This window comes from Campylobacter volucris (assembly GCF_008245045.1).
In the GTDB taxonomy this organism is placed as follows: Bacteria; Campylobacterota; Campylobacteria; order Campylobacterales; family Campylobacteraceae; genus Campylobacter_D; species Campylobacter_D volucris.
In genome coordinates, this window is the sequence record NZ_CP043428.1 from 634,675 (window position 1) to 652,609 (window position 17,935).

A 17,935-nucleotide genomic window follows, 5' to 3' on the forward strand; every position below is an offset into this window, starting at 1 on the left:
TTTTACATAAAATTACTTAAAAATTTTATTACTTGTATAATATTAATATATCAATATATATTGATATATTGATATATTTTTGATATTATTTTAAAAATACAAAGGAAGGCTAATATGATTGAAGAAAAAATTTTTATCATTTTTAAAGACTTTTTGGTTTTATTTATTGAAATTTCATTACTGTTTATATTAGTAAATATGCTCATTGGCTATTTAAATGAGCGTTATTCTAAATTTTTTAATGAGCATTTAAAAAAAGATTCTTTTATAACTTATATCAAAGCTATTATGTTAGGGGCTTTAACCCCATTTTGTTCGTGTTCGAGCATACCTCTTTTAAATGCATTTTTAAAAGCTAAAATTCCGCTTGGAGTATGTATAGCTTATCTTATCACTTCACCTTTGATAAATCCTATTATAATTGTGGTTTTTATAATTAGTTTTGGTTTGAAAATTTCTTTATTATATTTGGGATTTTTATTTAGCATTATTTTATTGCTTTCATTTTGTGTTTCTAAAATAAATACTCGTAAATTTTTTAATGATGATTTTTTAAAAAATAATTTAGAAGAAGATACTAAAAGTTGTTGTGCTATGAGTAATTTTTCTTCAAAATCACATCATAAAAAAGCTAGTGTGATTTTTGAAAAAAATATTAAAAATAATCCAAAAATATTAAATTTTAAAACTAAACCTAAAGAAAATAAAATCAAAAAATTATTTTCACAAAGTTTTGCAGAATATAAAAAAATTTTACCTTATATTGTTATAGGTATGGGTATTGGTGCTGTGATTCATGGATTTTTTCCTCAAGATTTTTTTCAAGATTATATGAAAGATTATGGAATTTTAGGAGTTTTTATAGCTGCTTTTATAGGAGTTTTGCTTTATATGAATTGCACAGCTATGATACCTGTTGCCTTAGCTTTAACTACAGCTGGCATTCCAACAGGTATAATGATGAGTTTTTTGATAGCTGGAGCAGGGTGTTCTTTACCTGAGCTTATTTTGTTAAAAAGGATATTTAAATTTAACTTTTTATTATTGTTTGCTAGCATGATAGTGTTTATAGCGATAAGTTTTGGAATTTTAATGTTTTTTATATAAGGATTTTGAATGCAAGAATTTTTAAAAATAACTGGTGCTATCAATGATGAAAGTAGAATTTTGATTTTGGCTTTTTTGCAAAAGTATGGAAAGCTTTGTGTGTGTGATTTGCAAAATTCTTTAAATATGAGCCAATCAAGATTATCAAGACATTTAAAAATTTTAAAAGATGCTGGATTTTTAGAGGTTGATAGGCAAGGCGTTTGGGCATATTATGGTATAAGAAAAGATTTAAATGATTTTTGCAAAGATATACTTAAAAATTTAGATACACTTGTTTTATTTTTACCTGATTTTAAAAGAATTTCATGCGAATGTAAACACTAAGTACTAATATACAATGCAAGTTCATCGCTTAAAAGGAAATTAGTATTATAAAAAAATCCATTTTTATATATTAATTTGCCTTTTTTACTAAGAAATAAGGCCTTTTCTTTTTCTGATGTTTTTAATCTTTTTTCATCTACCCCTATAATACTCCTAAGTCCTAAAAATAAATGTTCTAAATTTAAATCATTTTGGTTTAAATTTTCTATTTCTCTAAAAGTAGGATTTACTATATATTCTTTTAAATTTTTTTTAGTGTAAAATCTTTGGTTTTTTAAAAAACCCACTGCACTTAAACCACATCCTATATAGTCTTTTCCTTGCCAATAAGCAAGATTGTGCTTGCAAATTTGTCCAAAATTACTAATTTCGTATTGATCAAACCCTAAGTTTTTTATATTTTGTATAAAATATTTTGCAAGTTTTGGTGCATTTTTTTTATAATGAAATTTTTTAGCAAATTTAGTTTTTTCTTCTATTGTAAGATTATAAGCGCTTACATGGGTGATATTTAATAACGATAAATTGGCAATTTCATAATCTAACATTTTAGTATTATCTAATTTTGTATCATAAATTAAATCTATATTTATATTTATAAATCCAGCTTTTTTAGCATTTTCTATGCTAGTAAAAATGCTTTTTTTATCGTGATTTCTTCCTAAAAATTGTAATTTGTTTTCATTAAAACTTTGAACTCCAAAAGAAATGCGATTTATGTTTAAATTTCTCATTTCTTTAAGCCATGTAAAATTGCTTGAGCTTGGATTAGCTTCTATAGTAATTTCTGCATTTTCTTCTAAAAAATCATTTAATAAAATAAAAATTTTTTCATAAAATTTAGCATCCATAAGACTTGGTGTGCCACCGCCTATAAAAATGGTTTTTATGCTTTTTTTATTAATTTTAAAAAAAATAATTTTATCTTTAATATCTTCAATAAGGGCTTTAAGATATGCCATTTCAAAATCTTGTTTTTTTAAAGATGTAAAAGAACAATAAAAACACTTACTTTGACAAAATGGTATATGTATATATAAATGCATAAAAACTTCTTTAAAATAATAATAGATTTGGTATTTTTTGTTAGAATTATATTATATTTAAAGCCAAGGATAAGAAAACTATGGAAAAAGAAAAAAAATACAGACCTAATGTCGCTGCTGTGGTGCTGTCATCAGCTTATCCTTTTGAATGCAAAATTTTGCTTGCAAAACGCAATGATATGGAAGATGTTTGGCAATTTCCCCAAGGTGGAATTGATGAGGGAGAAAGTGCCAAATTTGCCTTAATGAGAGAGCTAAAAGAAGAGATAGGCACAGATGAGATTGAAATCTTGGCTGAATTTCCTGAATGGATAAATTATGATTTTCCTGCTAAAGTTGCACAAAAAATGTATCCTTATGATGGGCAAAGTCAAAAATATTTTCTAGTGAGATTAAAGGCAAATGCAAAAGTAAATTTAAACACCAAAGAACCTGAATTTGATGCATATAAATTTGTTTCTTTAGATGATGTGTTTAATATCACCAATCATTTTAAAAAACCTATTTATCTTAAGGTTTTAAAATACTTTAAAGAAGGAGGATATCTTTAATGTTGATTGTTCAAAAATACGGAGGCACGAGTGTTGGAACTCTTGAGCGCATTGATGAGGTTGCTAAAAGAGTTGCAAAAAGTAAAAAAACTTGTGATAAATTAGTAGTAGTAGTTTCTGCTATGAGTGGTGTTACAAATGAATTGATTGAATTTGCTCATCATTTTAGTAAAAATCCTTCAGGTCGTGAGATGGATATGCTTTTAAGTAGTGGTGAGCGTGTGACTTCATCATTACTAGCAATAGCACTAAATGAAATGGGTTTAAAAGCTGTAGCTTTTTCAGGGCGTAACGCTGGGATTATTACAGATGATGTTTATACTAAAGCAAGAATTGAGCATATTGATACGACAAATATAAACAAAGCATTGGAAGAAGATTATATAGTTGTAATAGCTGGTTTTCAAGGTATTGATAAAATGGGTAATGTTACTACTTTAGGTCGTGGTGGAAGTGATTTGAGTGCTGTTGCATTAGCAGGAGCTTTGGATGCAGATTTGTGCGAAATTTATACAGATGTTGATGGAGTATATACTACCGATCCTAGAATAGAGCCAAAGGCTAAAAAACTAGATAAAATTTCCTATGAAGAAATGCTAGAACTTGCAAGTTTAGGTGCTAAAGTTTTACAAAATCGTTCGGTTGAACTTGCGAAAAAATTAAATGTAAAATTAGTCACACGAAGCAGTTTTAATGAAAATGAAGGAACTATTATTACTAAGGAGGATAGTATGGAAAAAGCTTTGGTAAGCGGGATTGCATTAGATAAAAATCAAGCAAGAATTACTTTAAGAAATATTGATGATAAGCCAGGTATTGCTGCTGAAATTTTTGAAACTTTAGCAAATGAGAATATAAATGTTGATATGATTATACAAAATGCAGGAGTTGATGGATCTACGAATTTAAGCTTTACTGTGCCAGAAAATGAGCTTGATCTTGCAACTAGTGCAGTTAAAAAAGTTCTTGGACAAAATGCTTTTATAGAAACAGATAGTGCTGTGGTGAAAGTTTCAGTTGTTGGAGTTGGTATGAAATCTCACTCAGGAGTAGCTTCAGCGGCATTTAAAGCTTTAGCAAGTGAAAATATTAATATACAAATGATTTCTACTAGTGAAATTAAAATTTCAGTGATCGTGCATGAAAAATACGGCGAATTAGCTGTAAGGGTATTGCATGAAGTTTATAAATTAGATGTGTAAATGAGCAATAGTTTTTTAAAATTTACCCTAGAGCAAATTAGACAAAGTGGTGCCTATATGAGTTGGCTAGAAGAAAGGCGTTTGGAGTGGTCGCCTTTGATCGCTTCAAAACTTTCTTTATTGTTGCAAGGTTATACTTTTGTGATGATTACGGATGAGCAAAGAACTTGGTTTGAAGAATATTTTTTAAGTCAAATCAATGCTAACAATGTTAGACCTTATGTGCCTTTTGTATCTTTAAAAGGAATTTATCACAAAACATGCAAAAACCAAGAAGATATAGCCTTACTTAATGATCTTTTAAGTATATCCTTTCCTAATGGCTATGTATATTTTTATATAGGTAAAAATTCAGACTTTAAATCTCAAATTGCAAGATCTAAAGAAGATAGTTTGTTGTGGTTGTTTGATGAGCAATTGCAAAATAGTTTTTTTCTCTCATCAAATGATAAAGAGCTTGATTTTAAGCTCATATCTTTATATAAGATTTTTGATAAAAGTTTAGATGCTGCGATTTTTTCTAAGGTAGAAATTTGAATCTTAGAAATAAAATCATAATACATAATGATTTTGATTTTATACAAGAAAAACTTACTAGTGAATTTGGTATTAAAAATTTAAAATTTTTTATACCTAAAAACCCTGATGTAGAATTAAGATTAAATGATTTAACCTATGATAAAAATTCCCAAGCAACCGCAAAAGCTATCATGAAAGAAAGCTATATTGCTGAAGCAAATGCAAAAATTATAGTTATAATGGCAAAATCTTTTCGTGATGAAGCGCAAAATTTTTTACTAAAACTTTTTGAAGAGCCTCCAAAAAATGTTTATTTTATCATAGTAGCTCCTTCTAAAAATGTATTTTTACCAACGGTTTTATCAAGATTTATCATAGAAAAATATAAAATTCAAAAAGAAAGAATGATTTTAAATTTAAATTTGCAAAAAATGGATCTAGCTAGTATTTTAAATTTTTTAAAAAAATACGAAAATATAGATAAAAACGAATGTTTAGATTTGCTCGATGCTTTAAGTTATGAATGCTTTAAACAAGATATTAAATTAAAAGATGATGAGATTGAATTTTTTTATAAAGCTTATGAGCTTGTTAAGTTAAACGCTAAACCATCTATTTTACTAAGCACGATTGCATTAATGTTATATGAGAGAAAAAATGAAAATCTTTAAAATTAATCCAAATACAGATTTTAATGAAATTTGCAATATAATAAAGCCTCATAAAATGGGTCAAAAAATAATGAGTCAAAAAAGCAAAATTCATTTTTTTTTGATTAAAGATATTAAAGCTCCTGCGGCAAATATATTAAAACAAGATGCATTAAGAGTAGGTGCTGAGCTCATTACTCATAAAGAAGTAATACTTGCAAAAGAGTATTCTAATGCACTTTTAATGGCTACTCAAGAACAAATTGTAAAATTAATAGAAAAAGAAAAAATGCAAGATTTCAAGCTCAAAGAATTAGCAAATTTTTTAAAATTTAATTTTTCAAAACCTAAAAAAGCTAAGCTTATGGGGGTTATTAATATCAATGAAGATAGTTTTAATCCACAAAGTAGAGCAAAAGAAAGTGAAGTTTTACAAAAAATCACGCAATTTATCGAGCAAGGTGCTGATTATATCGATATAGGTGCGGTTTCTTCAAGGCCTAAAAGTGTCTATTGTGGAAAAGAAGAAGAATTTAAGCGTTTGAAAAATACTCTTGATATGATTTATCAAGAAAATCTTTACAATCAATGTATTTTTAGTTTAGATAGCTTTGATGAGTATTGTTTAGAATATGCTTTAGATAGAGGTTTTAAACTGATTAATGATATAAGTGGTTTAAAAAATGAAAATTTAGCTAAACTCGCGCTAAAATACAAAGCTACTTATATGCTAATGCATATGCAAAATACTCCGCAAAATATGCAAGATGACCCACACTATGAAGATGTATTAGCTGAACTTGATGAATTTTTTGCTCAAAAACTAGCTATTTTAGAACGATTTGGCGTTAAAGATGTGATTTTAGATGTCGGTATAGGTTTTGGTAAAAGTCCTTGGCATAATATGATGTTAATTAAGCATTTAGAGCATTTTTTGCATTTTGAAAAAGAACTTTTAATCGGTGCTAGTAGAAAAAGTGTGATTAATGCTTATTTTCCTAGTGATGTAGAAAATAGACTTGCTGGGAGTTTGTATTTGCATTTAGAAGCTTTTAAAAATGGAGCAAGTATTTTAAGAGTGCATGATATATACGACCACAAACAAATGTTTGAACTTGTAAAAGCTATGGATGAACTTTCTTTGGAGTGAAAATGACTTATGATGAGTATTTAAAAAAAGTAGATTTAGCAAAAGAGTGGATGAGGGCATATTATGAAGATGATGAACCATTAGCTAGCGATGAAGAATACGATAAGCTTATTAAAGAACTAAAAGAATTTGAAGCAAATCATCAAGAAAAAATCAGTCCAAACTCACCTACTCAAAAAGTAGCCCCCATTATACAAAGTGAATTTCGTAAAATCACTCATGAGAGTAGAATGTGGTCTATGGAAGATGTTTTTGATGAGACTGAACTTAGAGCTTGGGCAAAAAGAGCTAAATGTGAGTTTGATTTTTTTATAGAACCTAAATTTGATGGAGCTAGTTTAAATCTTACTTATGAAAATGGTAGATTAATTAGCGGTGCTACCAGAGGAGATGGCTTAGTGGGAGAAGACATTACTTTAAATGTAAAAGAAATTTCTAATATCCCACAAACTATACCCTATAAAGATAAAATAGAAATTCGCGGTGAAGTGGTGATTTTAAAAGAAGATTTTGAAAAGATTAATCAAAAAAGAGCTAGTGAAAATTTAAGTTTATTTGCTAATCCGCGTAACGCAGCAAGTGGTTCTTTAAGACAACTTGATACTAGCATTACCAAAGAAAGAAATTTGAAATTTTATCCCTGGGGTGTAGGTTTTAATACTCTTAATTTTTCAAAGCATTCTCAAATAATGCAATTTATAAGAAGCCTTGGTTTTTTAAAAGATGATTTTGTATTTTGCTGTAAAAATTTAGACGAAGTAATAGACAAATACAAACAATTACTAAATTTAAGAGATCAAAAACCTATGATGATGGATGGTATGGTTGTAAGAGTGGATGATTTAAATCATTGCAATATGCTTGGCTATACGGTTAAATTTCCAAAATTTATGGCTGCTTTTAAATTTCCTGCTTTGGAAAAAACCACTACCTTATTAGGAGTAAATTTACAAGTTGGAAGAAGTGGAGTGATTACTCCAGTGGCGGTTCTTGAGCCTGTAAATTTAGATGGGGTTATAGTTAAATCAGCCACTTTGCATAATTTTGATGAGATAGCAAGACTTGATTTAAAAATTGGAGATAGTGTTAATATTATAAGAAGTGGTGATGTGATACCAAAAATCACAAAAGTATTTACTCAAAGAAGGGATGGCTTAGAAAGTGATATTGCCAAACCAACTCTTTGCCCACAATGTTCAAGTGAGCTTTTAGATGAGGGTGCTTTTTTAAAATGTCAAAATTTAGACTGCAAGGCAAGGTTGGTAAATTCTATCATTTATTTTGTTTCTAAAAAATGTTTAAATATCGATGGCCTTGGGGAAAATATCGTAGAATTACTATTTAAAGAAGGAAAAATCACAAATATAGAAAGTATATTTTTCTTAAAATATAGTGATTTTGAAAATTTAGAAGGCTTTAAAGATAAAAAAATCACTAATCTTTTAAATGCCATAGAAAATGCTAAAAATTGTCCCCTATCAAGCTTTATTACTGCCTTAGGTATAGAGCATATTGGTGAAGTAGCGGCTAAAAAATTAGCACAATCTTTTGGATTTAAATGGTATGAGCAAAATTATGAAACTTATGAAAATTTAGAAGGTTTTGGCGAACAAATGGCTAAAAGTTTGCAAGAATTTACAAAAGTGAATCACAAACGCATCGAGCATTTTTATGAAATTTTAAATTTAAGTGATGAAAAAATCGATCTTTTACATAATGAAAGTATTTCAAGCAAAACCTTTGTTATCACAGGAACTTTAAGCAAGCCAAGGGAAGATTTTAAGCAATTATTAGAAAAATTTGGAGCTAAAGTAAGTTCGAGTGTGTCTAAAAAAACTGATTTTGTATTATATGGAGAAGAAGCTGGATCAAAGCTTCAAAAAGCTCAAAGTTTAGGTGTTAAATGTATTAATGAAGATGAGTTGAATGCTCTTTTGAAAGGCTTTGATGAGGTTTGATGTTTTTGTGAGCAAAAAATTAAATATTAGTCGCAACAAATCCTGTGAGCTAATAGAAAAAAATCAAATTTTATTAAATGGTGTTACAAAAAAAACTTCTTTTAATATAGAAAGTGAAAATCCTTTAGAAGATGAAAGGTTAAATTTAACACTTTTAGAAGAATTATTTGTCAGTAGGGCCGCATATAAATTAAAATATTTTTTACAAAATTTTCCCATAGAAATTGAAAATAAAATTTGTCTTGATATAGGGTCTTCCACGGGTGGTTTTGTACAAATTTTACATCAACAAAAGGCAAAAACTATTTACGCTTTGGATGTGGGGTCTAATCAGCTCCATCAAAGTTTGAAAGAATTTGAAAATATTATTTTATATGAAAATACAGATTTAAGAGCTTTTAAAAGTGATGTAAAATTTGATGTCATTACTTGTGATGTGAGTTTTATATCTTTACTTTATTTGCTAGATGATATTGATAAATTAGCTAAAGATTTTATCATCTTGCTTTTTAAACCGCAATTTGAAGTAGGCAAAAGCGCTAAACGCGATAAAAATGGCGTAGTTAAGGATGAAAAAGCCATTAAAAATGCAAGGGATAAATTTGAAAAAGAGTGTGCTAAGCTTGGTTGGATTTTAAAAAATACTCAAAAATCTTATCTAAAAGGAAAAGAAGGTAATGTGGAGTTTTTCTACGCCTATAAAAAAGTCTAATATCAAAAGTTTAGCTATAGGGCGTTTTGATGGTATGCATTTGGGGCATTTAGAGCTTTGTAAGCATTTGTGTAAAAATTCAGTGCTGCTGATTATTTTAAAAGATGAAAATGATTTTTTAACCCCGAATAATTTTAGAAATAAAATCATCCCTATACCTTTAGTTTTTATGAGTTTTACAAAGATTAAGCATTTAAACGCAAAAGATTTTTTAAATTTATTATTAAGCGAATTTAATCATTTAGAAAAAATTGTTGTAGGTTATGATTTTAAATTTGGTAAAGAAAGAAAATGGGAAGCTAAAGACATCTATAAACTTTGTGGTGTAAAAACTATTATAGTGGATGAATTTAAAAAAAATAACCAAAGCGTTCATACAAGTATGATTAAAACTATGCTTAAAAATGGCTTGGTATTTCAAGTAAGGGAATATCTTGGAAGATTTTATAGCATCTTTGCAAGTGTGATCAAAGGGCAGGGTATAGGCTCAAAAGAGCTATTTGCTACGATTAATTTAAAAGTAAAAAACTTTTTTTTGCCTAAAGATGGAGTGTATGCAAGTATAGTTAAATTTAACAATAAAACTTTTCATAGTGTTACTTTTATAGGTATTCGCTCTACTGATGAGCATTTTTCAATTGAAACACATATTTTAGAAGATGATTTTAATGAAAAAGTGCCTAAAGAAGTTGAGCTTGTGTTTATTGATTATATTAGAGAAAATCAAAAATTTAATGATTTAAGACTTTTAAAAGCACAAATTAGCAAGGATATTTTACAAGCAAAGCAAATTTTAGGAAAAATTGATGAAAGATGAAATTTTTAAACAACCTTTAGAAAAACAATTTGAATTTGATAAAAATGTCGCAAGTGTATTTGATGATATGGTGGCTAGATCTGTGCCTTTTTATACTCAAAATTTAAAACTTATAGTAGATGTAATAGATACTTTTGCACAAACTAACGCTAAGATTTGCGATCTTGGTTGTTCTACAGCTAGCTTACTACTTACTTTGTTTGAAAAAAGAAAAGATTTTTTATTAAGCGGGATAGATAGTGCTAAAGCTATGCTGGATATAGCTAAAAATAAAACCAATGCATTTGGTGCAAAGATTGATTTTTATGAGAAAAATTTAGATGAATTTAGCTTTTTTAAAAATGATATTTTTATAGCAACTTATACTATGCAATTTATCCGTCCGCCAAAAAGACAAGAAATCATCAATCAAATTTATGAACATTTAAACACACAAGGCATGTTTATAATGAGTGAAAAAATTCTTTATGAAGATGTAAAAATTGCAAAAAAAATGATAGAAATTTATGAAAACTACAAACAAGAACAAGGTTATAGTAAATTAGAAATTGCCACAAAAAGGGAAGCTTTAGAAAATATTTTGATACCTTATACACATGAAGAAAACATTTCAATGTTAAAAAATGCCGGTTTTGCTAGGGTAGAGAGTATTTTTAAATGGGTAAATTTTGAAACTTTTGTAGCTTTTAAATAAAATGTTTGATGTAAAATCAAACATTAAATCTAAAATGCATTACATCGCCATCTTGTACTATGTAATCTTTTCCTTCAAGGCGTAGTTTTCCTGCTTCTTTAGCGCCATTTTCACCCTTATGGGTGATAAAATCTTCATAAGAAATCACTTCAGCTTTTATAAAGCCTTTTTCAAAATCATTATGAATCACGCTTGCTGCTTTTGGAGCTTTCCAACCTCTTTGTATAGTCCATGATCTAACTTCTACTTGGCCTGCTGTAAAATAGCTGATTAAATTTAATTTTGAAAAAGCTGTGCGTATAACGACTTCAAGACCACTATTTTCAACTCCTAAAGATTTTAAAAATTCATAGTTTTCCTCATCGCTTAAAGCTATCATTTCTTCTTCTATTTTTGAGCAAAGTTTTATGACTTCATGACCTGATTTTGCAGCAAATTCTTTTAAATTTTTTACAAATTCATTATCTTCTAAAAGTGAGTTTTCATCTACATTTGCCCCATATATGACTTCTTTTGCAGATAATAATCTTAATTCTTTTATCAAAGCTTGATAAATTTCATTTTTATTAGCAAAAGAGCTTGCGCTATTATTTTGATTTAAATGTTCTAAAAGCTCATTAGCTAATGCTAAGGTTTCTTTTGCGCCTTTTTCATTGGCTTTTGCGCCTTTGGTGAGTTTTTCTATTTTTTTACTTAGTTGTTCAATATCTGCTAAGATTAATTCTGTTTCTATAATTTGCACATCACGCACAGGGTCGATGCTTCCTGCTACATGAGTGATGTTTTCATCATCAAAACAACGAACTATATGCAAAATCATTTCTGTTTCGCGTATATTTGAAAGAAATTTATTTCCCAAACCTTCGCCTTTACTAGCTCCAGCAACTAAACCAGCAATATCTACAAATTCTATATTTGAGCGTATGATTTTTTGAGGATTGACTATTTTTGCTAGTTCTTTTAAGCGATGATCAGGCACAGGAACTACTGCCTTATTAGGTTCTATGGTGCAAAATGGATAGTTTGCACTTTCTGCATTTTGTGCTCTTGTTAAGGCGTTAAAAGTGGTTGATTTTCCAACATTTGGAAGTCCAACTATACCAACTGATAAACTCATTTTTGTTTCCTTGAAAGATAAATTAGATAAGCAAGGCACATTCTAACTCCAGCTGAGCTTGCTCCAAAACTATAATAACCCCATGATTTTTCTAAATATGCAGGTCCAGCTATATCTAAGTGTAACCATTTATCTTTGTATTCTTCTCTTATGAAAGAATTTAAAAACAATCCCGCAGTAATAGCACCGCCATATCTACTTGAAGAAGTATTGCTTACATCGGCAATATTGGATTTTATAAGTTCTTTTAAATAAGGATTAAAATGTAAGATGGTTGTTAAATCTCCACTTTTTTTGCTTACTTGATAAAAATCATTTTGCAACTCTTCATTATTACCCATAATAGCGCTTGTATATTCTCCAAGACCTACTACACAAGCTCCTGTTAAAGTAGCAAGATCTATTAATAAATCAGGTTTTAAATCTTGAGCAAATGAAAGACAATCTGCTAAAACCAATCTTCCTTCAGCATCGGTATTTCTTACTTCTATACTAATGCCTTCTCTTGAGATGAGCACATCATCAGGTTTGTAGGCATTTCCACCTATCATATTTTCTGTAGCACCTATGATAGAGTGAATTTCTATATCAAGATTTAGCTCACTTGCTCCTTTGATGATAGCCATAGCAGCAGCTCCACCGCTTTTATCTGCTTTCATAGTAAGCATATAATCAGCTGGTTTTAAACTAAGACCACCACTATCATAAGTTAATCCTTTGCCGACAAAAACTACTTTCATCTTAGCATTTTGAGGTTTATATGAAAGATGGATCAATTTTGGAGGATGTATTGAAGCGCGATTAACTGCTAAAAATGCTTGCATTTTTTCTTTTTCTAAAAAATCACTTTCATAAATTTTACAAGTGATATTTGAATTATTTTTGCTTAAATTTAAAGCATCTTCGGCCATCTTTGATGGGGTATAAATTTGTGGAATTTCATTAACAATATCTTTTGCAAAATCACAAGCACTGGAAAAAATTTGCCCATAATTAATACCTATAAGAGCTTCTTCAAAATTATATGTTTTGTTGTTAAGTTCATCTTGAGAAATGAAAATATTTTCTATATTGATAGTTTTTTTATCTTTTTTGTATTTATCAAATTCATAAGCTCCAAAGGTAAAACCTTGAACTAAAGCATTAAAGCTATTAACTATGCATTTTCCTATCACACTTTTTGTTTTAATACTTTTAATTTCTAGTTTTTTTAAAGCTTTATAAGTATTAGCAAATGCAAGCCTTATGTCTTCGTACTCTAAACTTTTTAATTCACTATAAAGAATTTTATTTTGCATATCAAGACAAATACCCTCGCCTTTATAGTTTGAAATTTTAAAAAGTTCTTGACTTTGAGGATAATTTTGTGTGTTTTTGTTTTGTATTAAGATGATTTCAAAATCAGCTTGAATTTTATCAATATTTTCTTTTTCAAATTTAAAAATCACTTGTGAGTCCTTTTTCTAAGTATATTTTTTTCAATTTGTTTCATACCAAAAAATAAAGCCAACAAGAAAGAAACTATGATAGGTATAGCAAAATACCAATGTTCTCCAGCCCATTTAACACCTAGCCAAATTTCTTCTCCAAAAAACCAAGCTAGTAAAATAGTAATAGCAGCCCAAGCCCAAGCGCTAATGAGATTAATAAAGGCAAATTTTTTAGCACTATATCTTGTAAGCCCTATACTCATAGGTATGATAGTTCTAAATCCATACATATATCTTTGTATAAAGATTATCGGCCAACCAAAACGCTGTAATAACAAATGCGCAATAGCAAATTTACGCCTTTGTGTGCGTAATTTTTTCTGAATGTATTTTTTATTATATCTTCCTATGTAAAAATAAATCTGATCTCCAGCAAAACCACCAAGACCTGCTATAAAAATGATTAATCCTAAATTTACATGACCTTCATGGGCAAAAATTCCTGCTAAAATTAAAGCAAGTTCTCCTTCTAGCATACACCATAAAAAAACTATAATATAGGCCCAATTTTTATAATCATATAAAAGTTGTTTTAAAAATTCTTCCATGATTTACACCTCTAATACACTATAAACTGAAGTAAATTTTGATAATTCCTCGCTACCTTGAAGGTCTTTTAAATTAAGCAAAAAACAAGCTTCAAAACAATTTGCTTTTAATTTTTGTATAAGCTTAACTGCTGCTATGGCCGTCCCGCCTGTAGCTATTAAATCATCTATTAACAATACTTTGGCATTTTGGGTATTATTAAAAGCATCTATGTGGATTTCGATAGTATCTTGCCCATATTCTAAAGAATAAGACTCTTGTAAACATTTTGAAGGTAATTTTCCAGGTTTTCTAATAGGCACAAAAGGTAAATTTAACTTAGCACTTAAAGCAGCTCCAAAAATAAAACCGCGACTTTCAATACCGGCTATATAGTCAATATTTTTATCTTTGTATTTTTGTTCTAGATGATTCATTAAAAATGAAAAAGCTTCTTTATTGTTTAATAAAGTCGTAATATCTCTAAAGACAATTCCTTCTTTAGGAAAATCTTTAATAGCTCTTATACTATCTAATAAATATTTTTTATCTTGTTCATTTATCATAATAATGCCTCGATTTTTGCTTCTAGTTCTTTGATTCTTTGTCTTAATTTTTCATTTTCGATACGATATTGTGAATTTCTTGTTCTTAGTGAAGTAAGATCAGCTTTGCTTTTGTTAAGTTCTTCTGTTAATATATCTATATTTCCTAAGCTTCTTTGAAGTTGAACTTGTAATTTTCGTATAACTATTTCAGTATCATCAAGATTTTTTTTGATGTATTCTTTTGCTATTTTTTCTTTATCTAGTAAAGTTTTATAATATAATAGCATAATGGTCATATAAATACTAACACAAATTAATACGGTTAAAATAAGCCAGCTTAATATCATAGATTATCCTCTATTTTGCTAATTCTTCCACAATGTCTACCACCTTCAAAAGAAGTAGAGATAAAAATATTAATAATTTTAAAAGCCATATCTTCGCCTATTAGCCTAGCTCCTAAGGCTAAGATATTTGCATCGTTATGTTTTCTTGATAGTTCTGCGCTTAAAGGCTCATTGCATAAAGCACAGCGTATATTTTTATGCCTATTAGCAGCTATACTCATACCTATGCCAGATCCACATACTAAAACACCAAAGGTTTTTTCATCTATTTTTGAGCTTAGTAAATGTGCATAATCAGGATAATCACAACGATTATTATCACAAGGGCCAAGATCTTCAAAATCAATTTTTTGTTCTTTCAAAAATGAAATAATTTTTTCTTTAAGTTCAAAACCAGCATGATCGCTTGCGATATAAATTTTTTCTTTTATCATTAAATCACTTTTTTTAAATTTTTGAAGTATTAATTTTATCATATTTAATTAAAATTTTCCTTTCTTTCTTATAATTTAACTATCGTTTTAAATATCTTTTGATATAATTAACTTGTTAAATACTGGGGTAAACATGAAATTAATACTAATTGGTTCTTCAACAGGCGGCCCAAGTCAGCTTAAGTTTTTGCTTAATGATGTCGATTTAAAAGATTGTAGTGTGGTTATAGCTCAGCATATGAATCCATCTTTTATACCTTCTTTTGTTAATCAGTTTAACAAAGAAGCTGTAAGTGAAGTTGTTGTAGCTTGTGATAAAGATGTAGTTAAAAACAATAGAATTTACATCTGTCAAAGAAATATGGTTTTAAATGGAAACAACACTTTGGTTTTAAATTCTACAGATGAACCAAGTAGTTTTAATCCTGGTATAGATGTGTTATTTAATTCAGCACTTAAACTTCATAGGTATAATAAAATCTTAGCTATGATTTTAACAGGTATGGGAGATGATGGAGCTAAGTCTTTATTCGAGCTTTATAAAGTAGGAGTCAAATGCTTGTGTGAAAACGAGGCAGATTCTGTCGTGTATGGTATGCCTAAAAAAGCTAAAGAAATGAATCCATTTTTAAAGCCGATGAGTTTGGTTGAGTTGAAAAAAGAAATCACATATTTTGCAAATTCACAGGAAAAATAATGATAAAAATAAATGAAAATGAGTTGAATGATTTTATTAAAGTTGTAGAGCAAATTAGTGGAAATAATCTCACCGCAAAACGCGATATTTTACTCATTAAACTTCCTAAATTTTTAAAAGAATTAGGAATAAATAGTTTAAGTGAATTAAATGAAAAAGTGAGTTTTAATAGAAATTTAAAACAAGAAACAATGGATTTTATCACAGTTTGTGAGACTTATTTTTTTAGAGAATTAGAACAATTAAAAGATGTTATTTTTTATATAAAATCTCTTGATAGACCTGTAAATATTCTTTGTGCTCCATGTTCTAGTGGTGAAGAGGTTTATTCTTTGGCGATTTTAGCAAGTGAAAATTTCATTAAAGGCATGAATATCATTGGTATAGATATTAATAAAAAAATGATAGATCGTTGTAATGAAATGGTTTATTCAGAGCGTTCTGTGTCTAGATTAAATCTTAATCAAAAAAAGCGTTTTTTTGATGTAAAAAATGGTATGTATCACTTAAAGAAAGAAACTCTTGCTTGTAGATGTCGTTTTGAACTTTGTAATGTTTTTGATGATGCTTTATTTAGACTTGGAAAATTTGATCTTATATTTTCAAGAAATATGATGATTTATTTTGATCAAGATTTTAAAATCAAACTTATGGAGCGTTTCCATAGAATTTTAAACAAAGAAGGTAGAATTTATCCTGGAAAGTCTGATTTGGTTCCTGAAACTGCATATTTTGAAAAAAATTTTAGTGCTGGTGGAATTTATTATAATAGGGTGGATTAATTAAATTTTTTATTAAACCACCACCAATAAATTGCTGCAAAGATAAAGCATACCCCTAAAGCAAAAGTAAAATGACTTAATTGTATCTGATAAAATTCAAATAAATATCCAGTAGAAAAAACTATAATAGCACTAAAGGTTAAAAACACCATATCATTATAAGCTATAACTCTACCATAATATTTTTTATCGCATTCATTTTGTAAAAGTGTATAGGTATAACTCCATAAAGATGAAGTGCAAAATCCTGCTGCTATAAGCCCAATAAAGGCAAGATAAAAGTTAAATTGCAAACAAGACCAAAGTATTATACCTAAGCCTTGTGCAAAATATAAATAAGTTAAAGTGTTTTTATTAATATAAGGGCTTAAAATATAAGGACCAACAAGCAAAGATAATGCCCTTATAGCATTAGATAAGCCTATGGCTAGTGGTATAGATATAATATTTGCGTATTGATATTCAGCCAAAAGAGTGATTAAAACATCATAAGCAGTTATGCCAACAATACCATGGAGTAAAATCAAATGTATGATTTTTTTATTATTAAAAACATATACCAAGCCTTCTTTAAAAAGGATAAAAACATTGTTTTGTGTAGTATTTTTTTTATTTGGTAAAATGATGGTTTTTAAAATAAGCATAGCACAAAATAGCATTAAAGTATCTGCTATAAAGGCTAATTTTACACCAAAAAAATCTATAAATATTCCAGCAGCTGCCATCCCTAAAGCATAAGAAACAGCCCATATAATACTATGCAATTCATTACCTAGTTTTAATTCTTGTGGGGTTAAAATTTTTGGTAAAACAGACATTTCGGTTTGAAAATACATACTAGCAACTGCCATACGGACAAAGGTTAAAAGATATAAAAACCAAAGCATAGCTAAAGAATTTACAAAAATTAACATAAAAATAGAAAACATTTCTATAATAATCATACTCATAAGTAATTTTTTTGGTTTAAATTTATCTACGATGATTCCATTAATTGGTGCAAGTATAATTGAAGGTAAAAAGACAAAAATAGCAGAAAAGCTAATAATATCTGCAGGAGCATTAAGCTCTTTTGTCAAAAGAGTAAAAACTCCCACTTGAGAAAACCAAGCTCCAAAATAACTGATAAATTGTATGATGGCTAAAAGACGAAAAGTTTTGTTATTTTTTAATAAAGAACGATAAGTCATAATCATCCCAAAGTTTTATAATTAAAAGCTTTGATTATATCGTTTTTAAAATTATTTTACATTTAAATG

Annotated in this window: 21 protein-coding genes; 13 read left to right on the plus strand and 8 right to left on the minus strand. The window is 28.4% G+C overall.

Annotated features, from left to right (window positions below):
- The first annotated feature begins 114 nt into the window (after positions 1 to 114).
- The gene (locus tag CVOLT_RS03365; RefSeq protein WP_039665432.1) at positions 115 to 1,107 is read left to right on the plus strand and encodes an arsenic resistance permease; all 993 of its coding nucleotides are present in this window, start codon (positions 115 to 117) and stop codon (positions 1,105 to 1,107) included.
- A gap of 9 nt (positions 1,108 to 1,116) precedes the next feature.
- Positions 1,117 to 1,434 carry an ArsR/SmtB family transcription factor gene (locus tag CVOLT_RS03370; RefSeq protein WP_039665433.1) on the plus strand — a complete coding sequence of 106 codons (318 nt, stop codon included), beginning with the start codon at positions 1,117 to 1,119 and terminating at the stop codon, positions 1,432 to 1,434.
- Here the strand turns inward: CVOLT_RS03370 and hemW are convergent.
- Positions 1,431 to 2,480: a radical SAM family heme chaperone HemW gene (hemW, locus tag CVOLT_RS03375; protein WP_039665434.1), complete on the minus strand. Its 1,050-nt coding sequence runs from the start codon at positions 2,478 to 2,480 to the stop codon at positions 1,431 to 1,433. The genes CVOLT_RS03370 and hemW overlap by 4 nt on opposite strands.
- Positions 2,481 to 2,560: 80 nt before the next feature.
- Between hemW and CVOLT_RS03380 the strand changes: the two genes are divergently transcribed.
- From CVOLT_RS03380 to cmoA, 9 genes are read left to right on the plus strand one after another with little or no spacing between them, the layout of a single operon-like run.
- Positions 2,561 to 3,031 (plus strand): RNA pyrophosphohydrolase, encoded by a 471-nt coding sequence (locus CVOLT_RS03380; protein ID WP_039665435.1) that lies wholly within the window; start codon positions 2,561 to 2,563, stop codon positions 3,029 to 3,031.
- Positions 3,031 to 4,233: an aspartate kinase gene (locus CVOLT_RS03385; protein WP_039665436.1), complete on the plus strand. Its 1,203-nt coding sequence runs from the start codon at positions 3,031 to 3,033 to the stop codon at positions 4,231 to 4,233. Before CVOLT_RS03380 ends, CVOLT_RS03385 begins: the two co-directional genes overlap by 1 nt.
- Entirely contained in the window at positions 4,234 to 4,770 is a 537-nt protein-coding gene (locus CVOLT_RS03390; protein ID WP_039665437.1) for a HobA family DNA replication regulator, read from the plus strand.
- Positions 4,767 to 5,423: a DNA polymerase III subunit delta' gene (locus tag CVOLT_RS03395; RefSeq protein WP_039665438.1), complete on the plus strand. Its 657-nt coding sequence runs from the start codon at positions 4,767 to 4,769 to the stop codon at positions 5,421 to 5,423. Before CVOLT_RS03390 ends, CVOLT_RS03395 begins: the two co-directional genes overlap by 4 nt.
- On the plus strand, positions 5,410 to 6,552 hold the full coding sequence (gene folP / locus CVOLT_RS03400; RefSeq protein WP_039665439.1) for a dihydropteroate synthase: 1,143 nt from the start codon (positions 5,410 to 5,412) through the stop codon (positions 6,550 to 6,552). Before CVOLT_RS03395 ends, folP begins: the two co-directional genes overlap by 14 nt.
- Before the next feature lie 2 nt (positions 6,553 to 6,554).
- The gene (gene ligA / locus CVOLT_RS03405; protein WP_039665440.1) at positions 6,555 to 8,510 is read left to right on the plus strand and encodes an NAD-dependent DNA ligase LigA; all 1,956 of its coding nucleotides are present in this window, start codon (positions 6,555 to 6,557) and stop codon (positions 8,508 to 8,510) included.
- Positions 8,500 to 9,222, plus strand: a complete 723-nt coding sequence (tlyA, locus tag CVOLT_RS03410) for a 23S rRNA (cytidine-2'-O)-methyltransferase TlyA (protein ID WP_039665441.1) — start codon at positions 8,500 to 8,502, stop codon at positions 9,220 to 9,222. Before ligA ends, tlyA begins: the two co-directional genes overlap by 11 nt.
- Positions 9,188 to 10,039, plus strand: a complete 852-nt coding sequence (locus CVOLT_RS03415; RefSeq protein WP_039665442.1) for a bifunctional riboflavin kinase/FAD synthetase — start codon at positions 9,188 to 9,190, stop codon at positions 10,037 to 10,039. The genes tlyA and CVOLT_RS03415 overlap by 35 nt, the downstream gene beginning before the upstream one ends.
- Entirely contained in the window at positions 10,029 to 10,733 is a 705-nt protein-coding gene (gene cmoA / locus CVOLT_RS03420; protein ID WP_039665443.1) for a carboxy-S-adenosyl-L-methionine synthase CmoA, read from the plus strand. Before CVOLT_RS03415 ends, cmoA begins: the two co-directional genes overlap by 11 nt.
- A 16-nt stretch (positions 10,734 to 10,749) precedes the next feature.
- On the opposite strand, the gene ychF is transcribed toward cmoA, so the two are convergent.
- Genes ychF through rpiB form a run of 6 tightly spaced genes read right to left on the minus strand, consistent with a single transcriptional unit; the run spans position 10,750 to position 15,197 of the window.
- Positions 10,750 to 11,850 (minus strand): redox-regulated ATPase YchF, encoded by a 1,101-nt coding sequence (gene ychF / locus CVOLT_RS03425; RefSeq protein ID WP_039665444.1) that lies wholly within the window; start codon positions 11,848 to 11,850, stop codon positions 10,750 to 10,752.
- Positions 11,847 to 13,298 (minus strand): leucyl aminopeptidase, encoded by a 1,452-nt coding sequence (locus CVOLT_RS03430; protein ID WP_039665445.1) that lies wholly within the window; start codon positions 13,296 to 13,298, stop codon positions 11,847 to 11,849. The genes ychF and CVOLT_RS03430 overlap by 4 nt, the downstream gene beginning before the upstream one ends.
- Positions 13,295 to 13,888, minus strand: coding sequence for a DedA family protein (locus tag CVOLT_RS03435; protein ID WP_039665446.1), 594 nt, complete (start codon positions 13,886 to 13,888; stop codon positions 13,295 to 13,297). The genes CVOLT_RS03430 and CVOLT_RS03435 overlap by 4 nt, the downstream gene beginning before the upstream one ends.
- A gap of 3 nt (positions 13,889 to 13,891) precedes the next feature.
- On the minus strand, positions 13,892 to 14,434 hold the full coding sequence (gene apt / locus CVOLT_RS03440; protein ID WP_039665447.1) for an adenine phosphoribosyltransferase: 543 nt from the start codon (positions 14,432 to 14,434) through the stop codon (positions 13,892 to 13,894).
- The gene (locus CVOLT_RS03445; protein WP_039665448.1) at positions 14,431 to 14,763 is read right to left on the minus strand and encodes a hypothetical protein; all 333 of its coding nucleotides are present in this window, start codon (positions 14,761 to 14,763) and stop codon (positions 14,431 to 14,433) included. Before CVOLT_RS03445 ends, apt begins: the two co-directional genes overlap by 4 nt.
- On the minus strand, positions 14,760 to 15,197 hold the full coding sequence (gene rpiB, locus CVOLT_RS03450) for a ribose 5-phosphate isomerase B (protein WP_039666261.1): 438 nt from the start codon (positions 15,195 to 15,197) through the stop codon (positions 14,760 to 14,762). The genes CVOLT_RS03445 and rpiB overlap by 4 nt, the downstream gene beginning before the upstream one ends.
- A 133-nt stretch (positions 15,198 to 15,330) precedes the next feature.
- Between rpiB and CVOLT_RS03455 the strand changes: the two genes are divergently transcribed.
- Both CVOLT_RS03455 and CVOLT_RS03460 read left to right on the plus strand, forming a co-directional pair.
- A complete protein-coding gene (locus CVOLT_RS03455; protein ID WP_039665449.1) occupies positions 15,331 to 15,894 on the plus strand; it encodes an MCP protein-glutamate methylesterase in 564 nt (187 codons plus the stop codon).
- A complete protein-coding gene (locus CVOLT_RS03460; protein ID WP_039665450.1) occupies positions 15,894 to 16,676 on the plus strand; it encodes an MCP protein methyltransferase in 783 nt (260 codons plus the stop codon). The genes CVOLT_RS03455 and CVOLT_RS03460 overlap by 1 nt, the downstream gene beginning before the upstream one ends.
- Here CVOLT_RS03460 and CVOLT_RS03465 read toward each other — a convergent pair.
- Positions 16,673 to 17,866 carry an MFS transporter gene (locus tag CVOLT_RS03465; RefSeq protein WP_039665451.1) on the minus strand — a complete coding sequence of 398 codons (1,194 nt, stop codon included), beginning with the start codon at positions 17,864 to 17,866 and terminating at the stop codon, positions 16,673 to 16,675. The two genes, CVOLT_RS03460 and CVOLT_RS03465, sit on opposite strands and share 4 nt — an antisense overlap.
- Between the last annotated feature and the right edge of the window lie 69 nt (positions 17,867 to 17,935).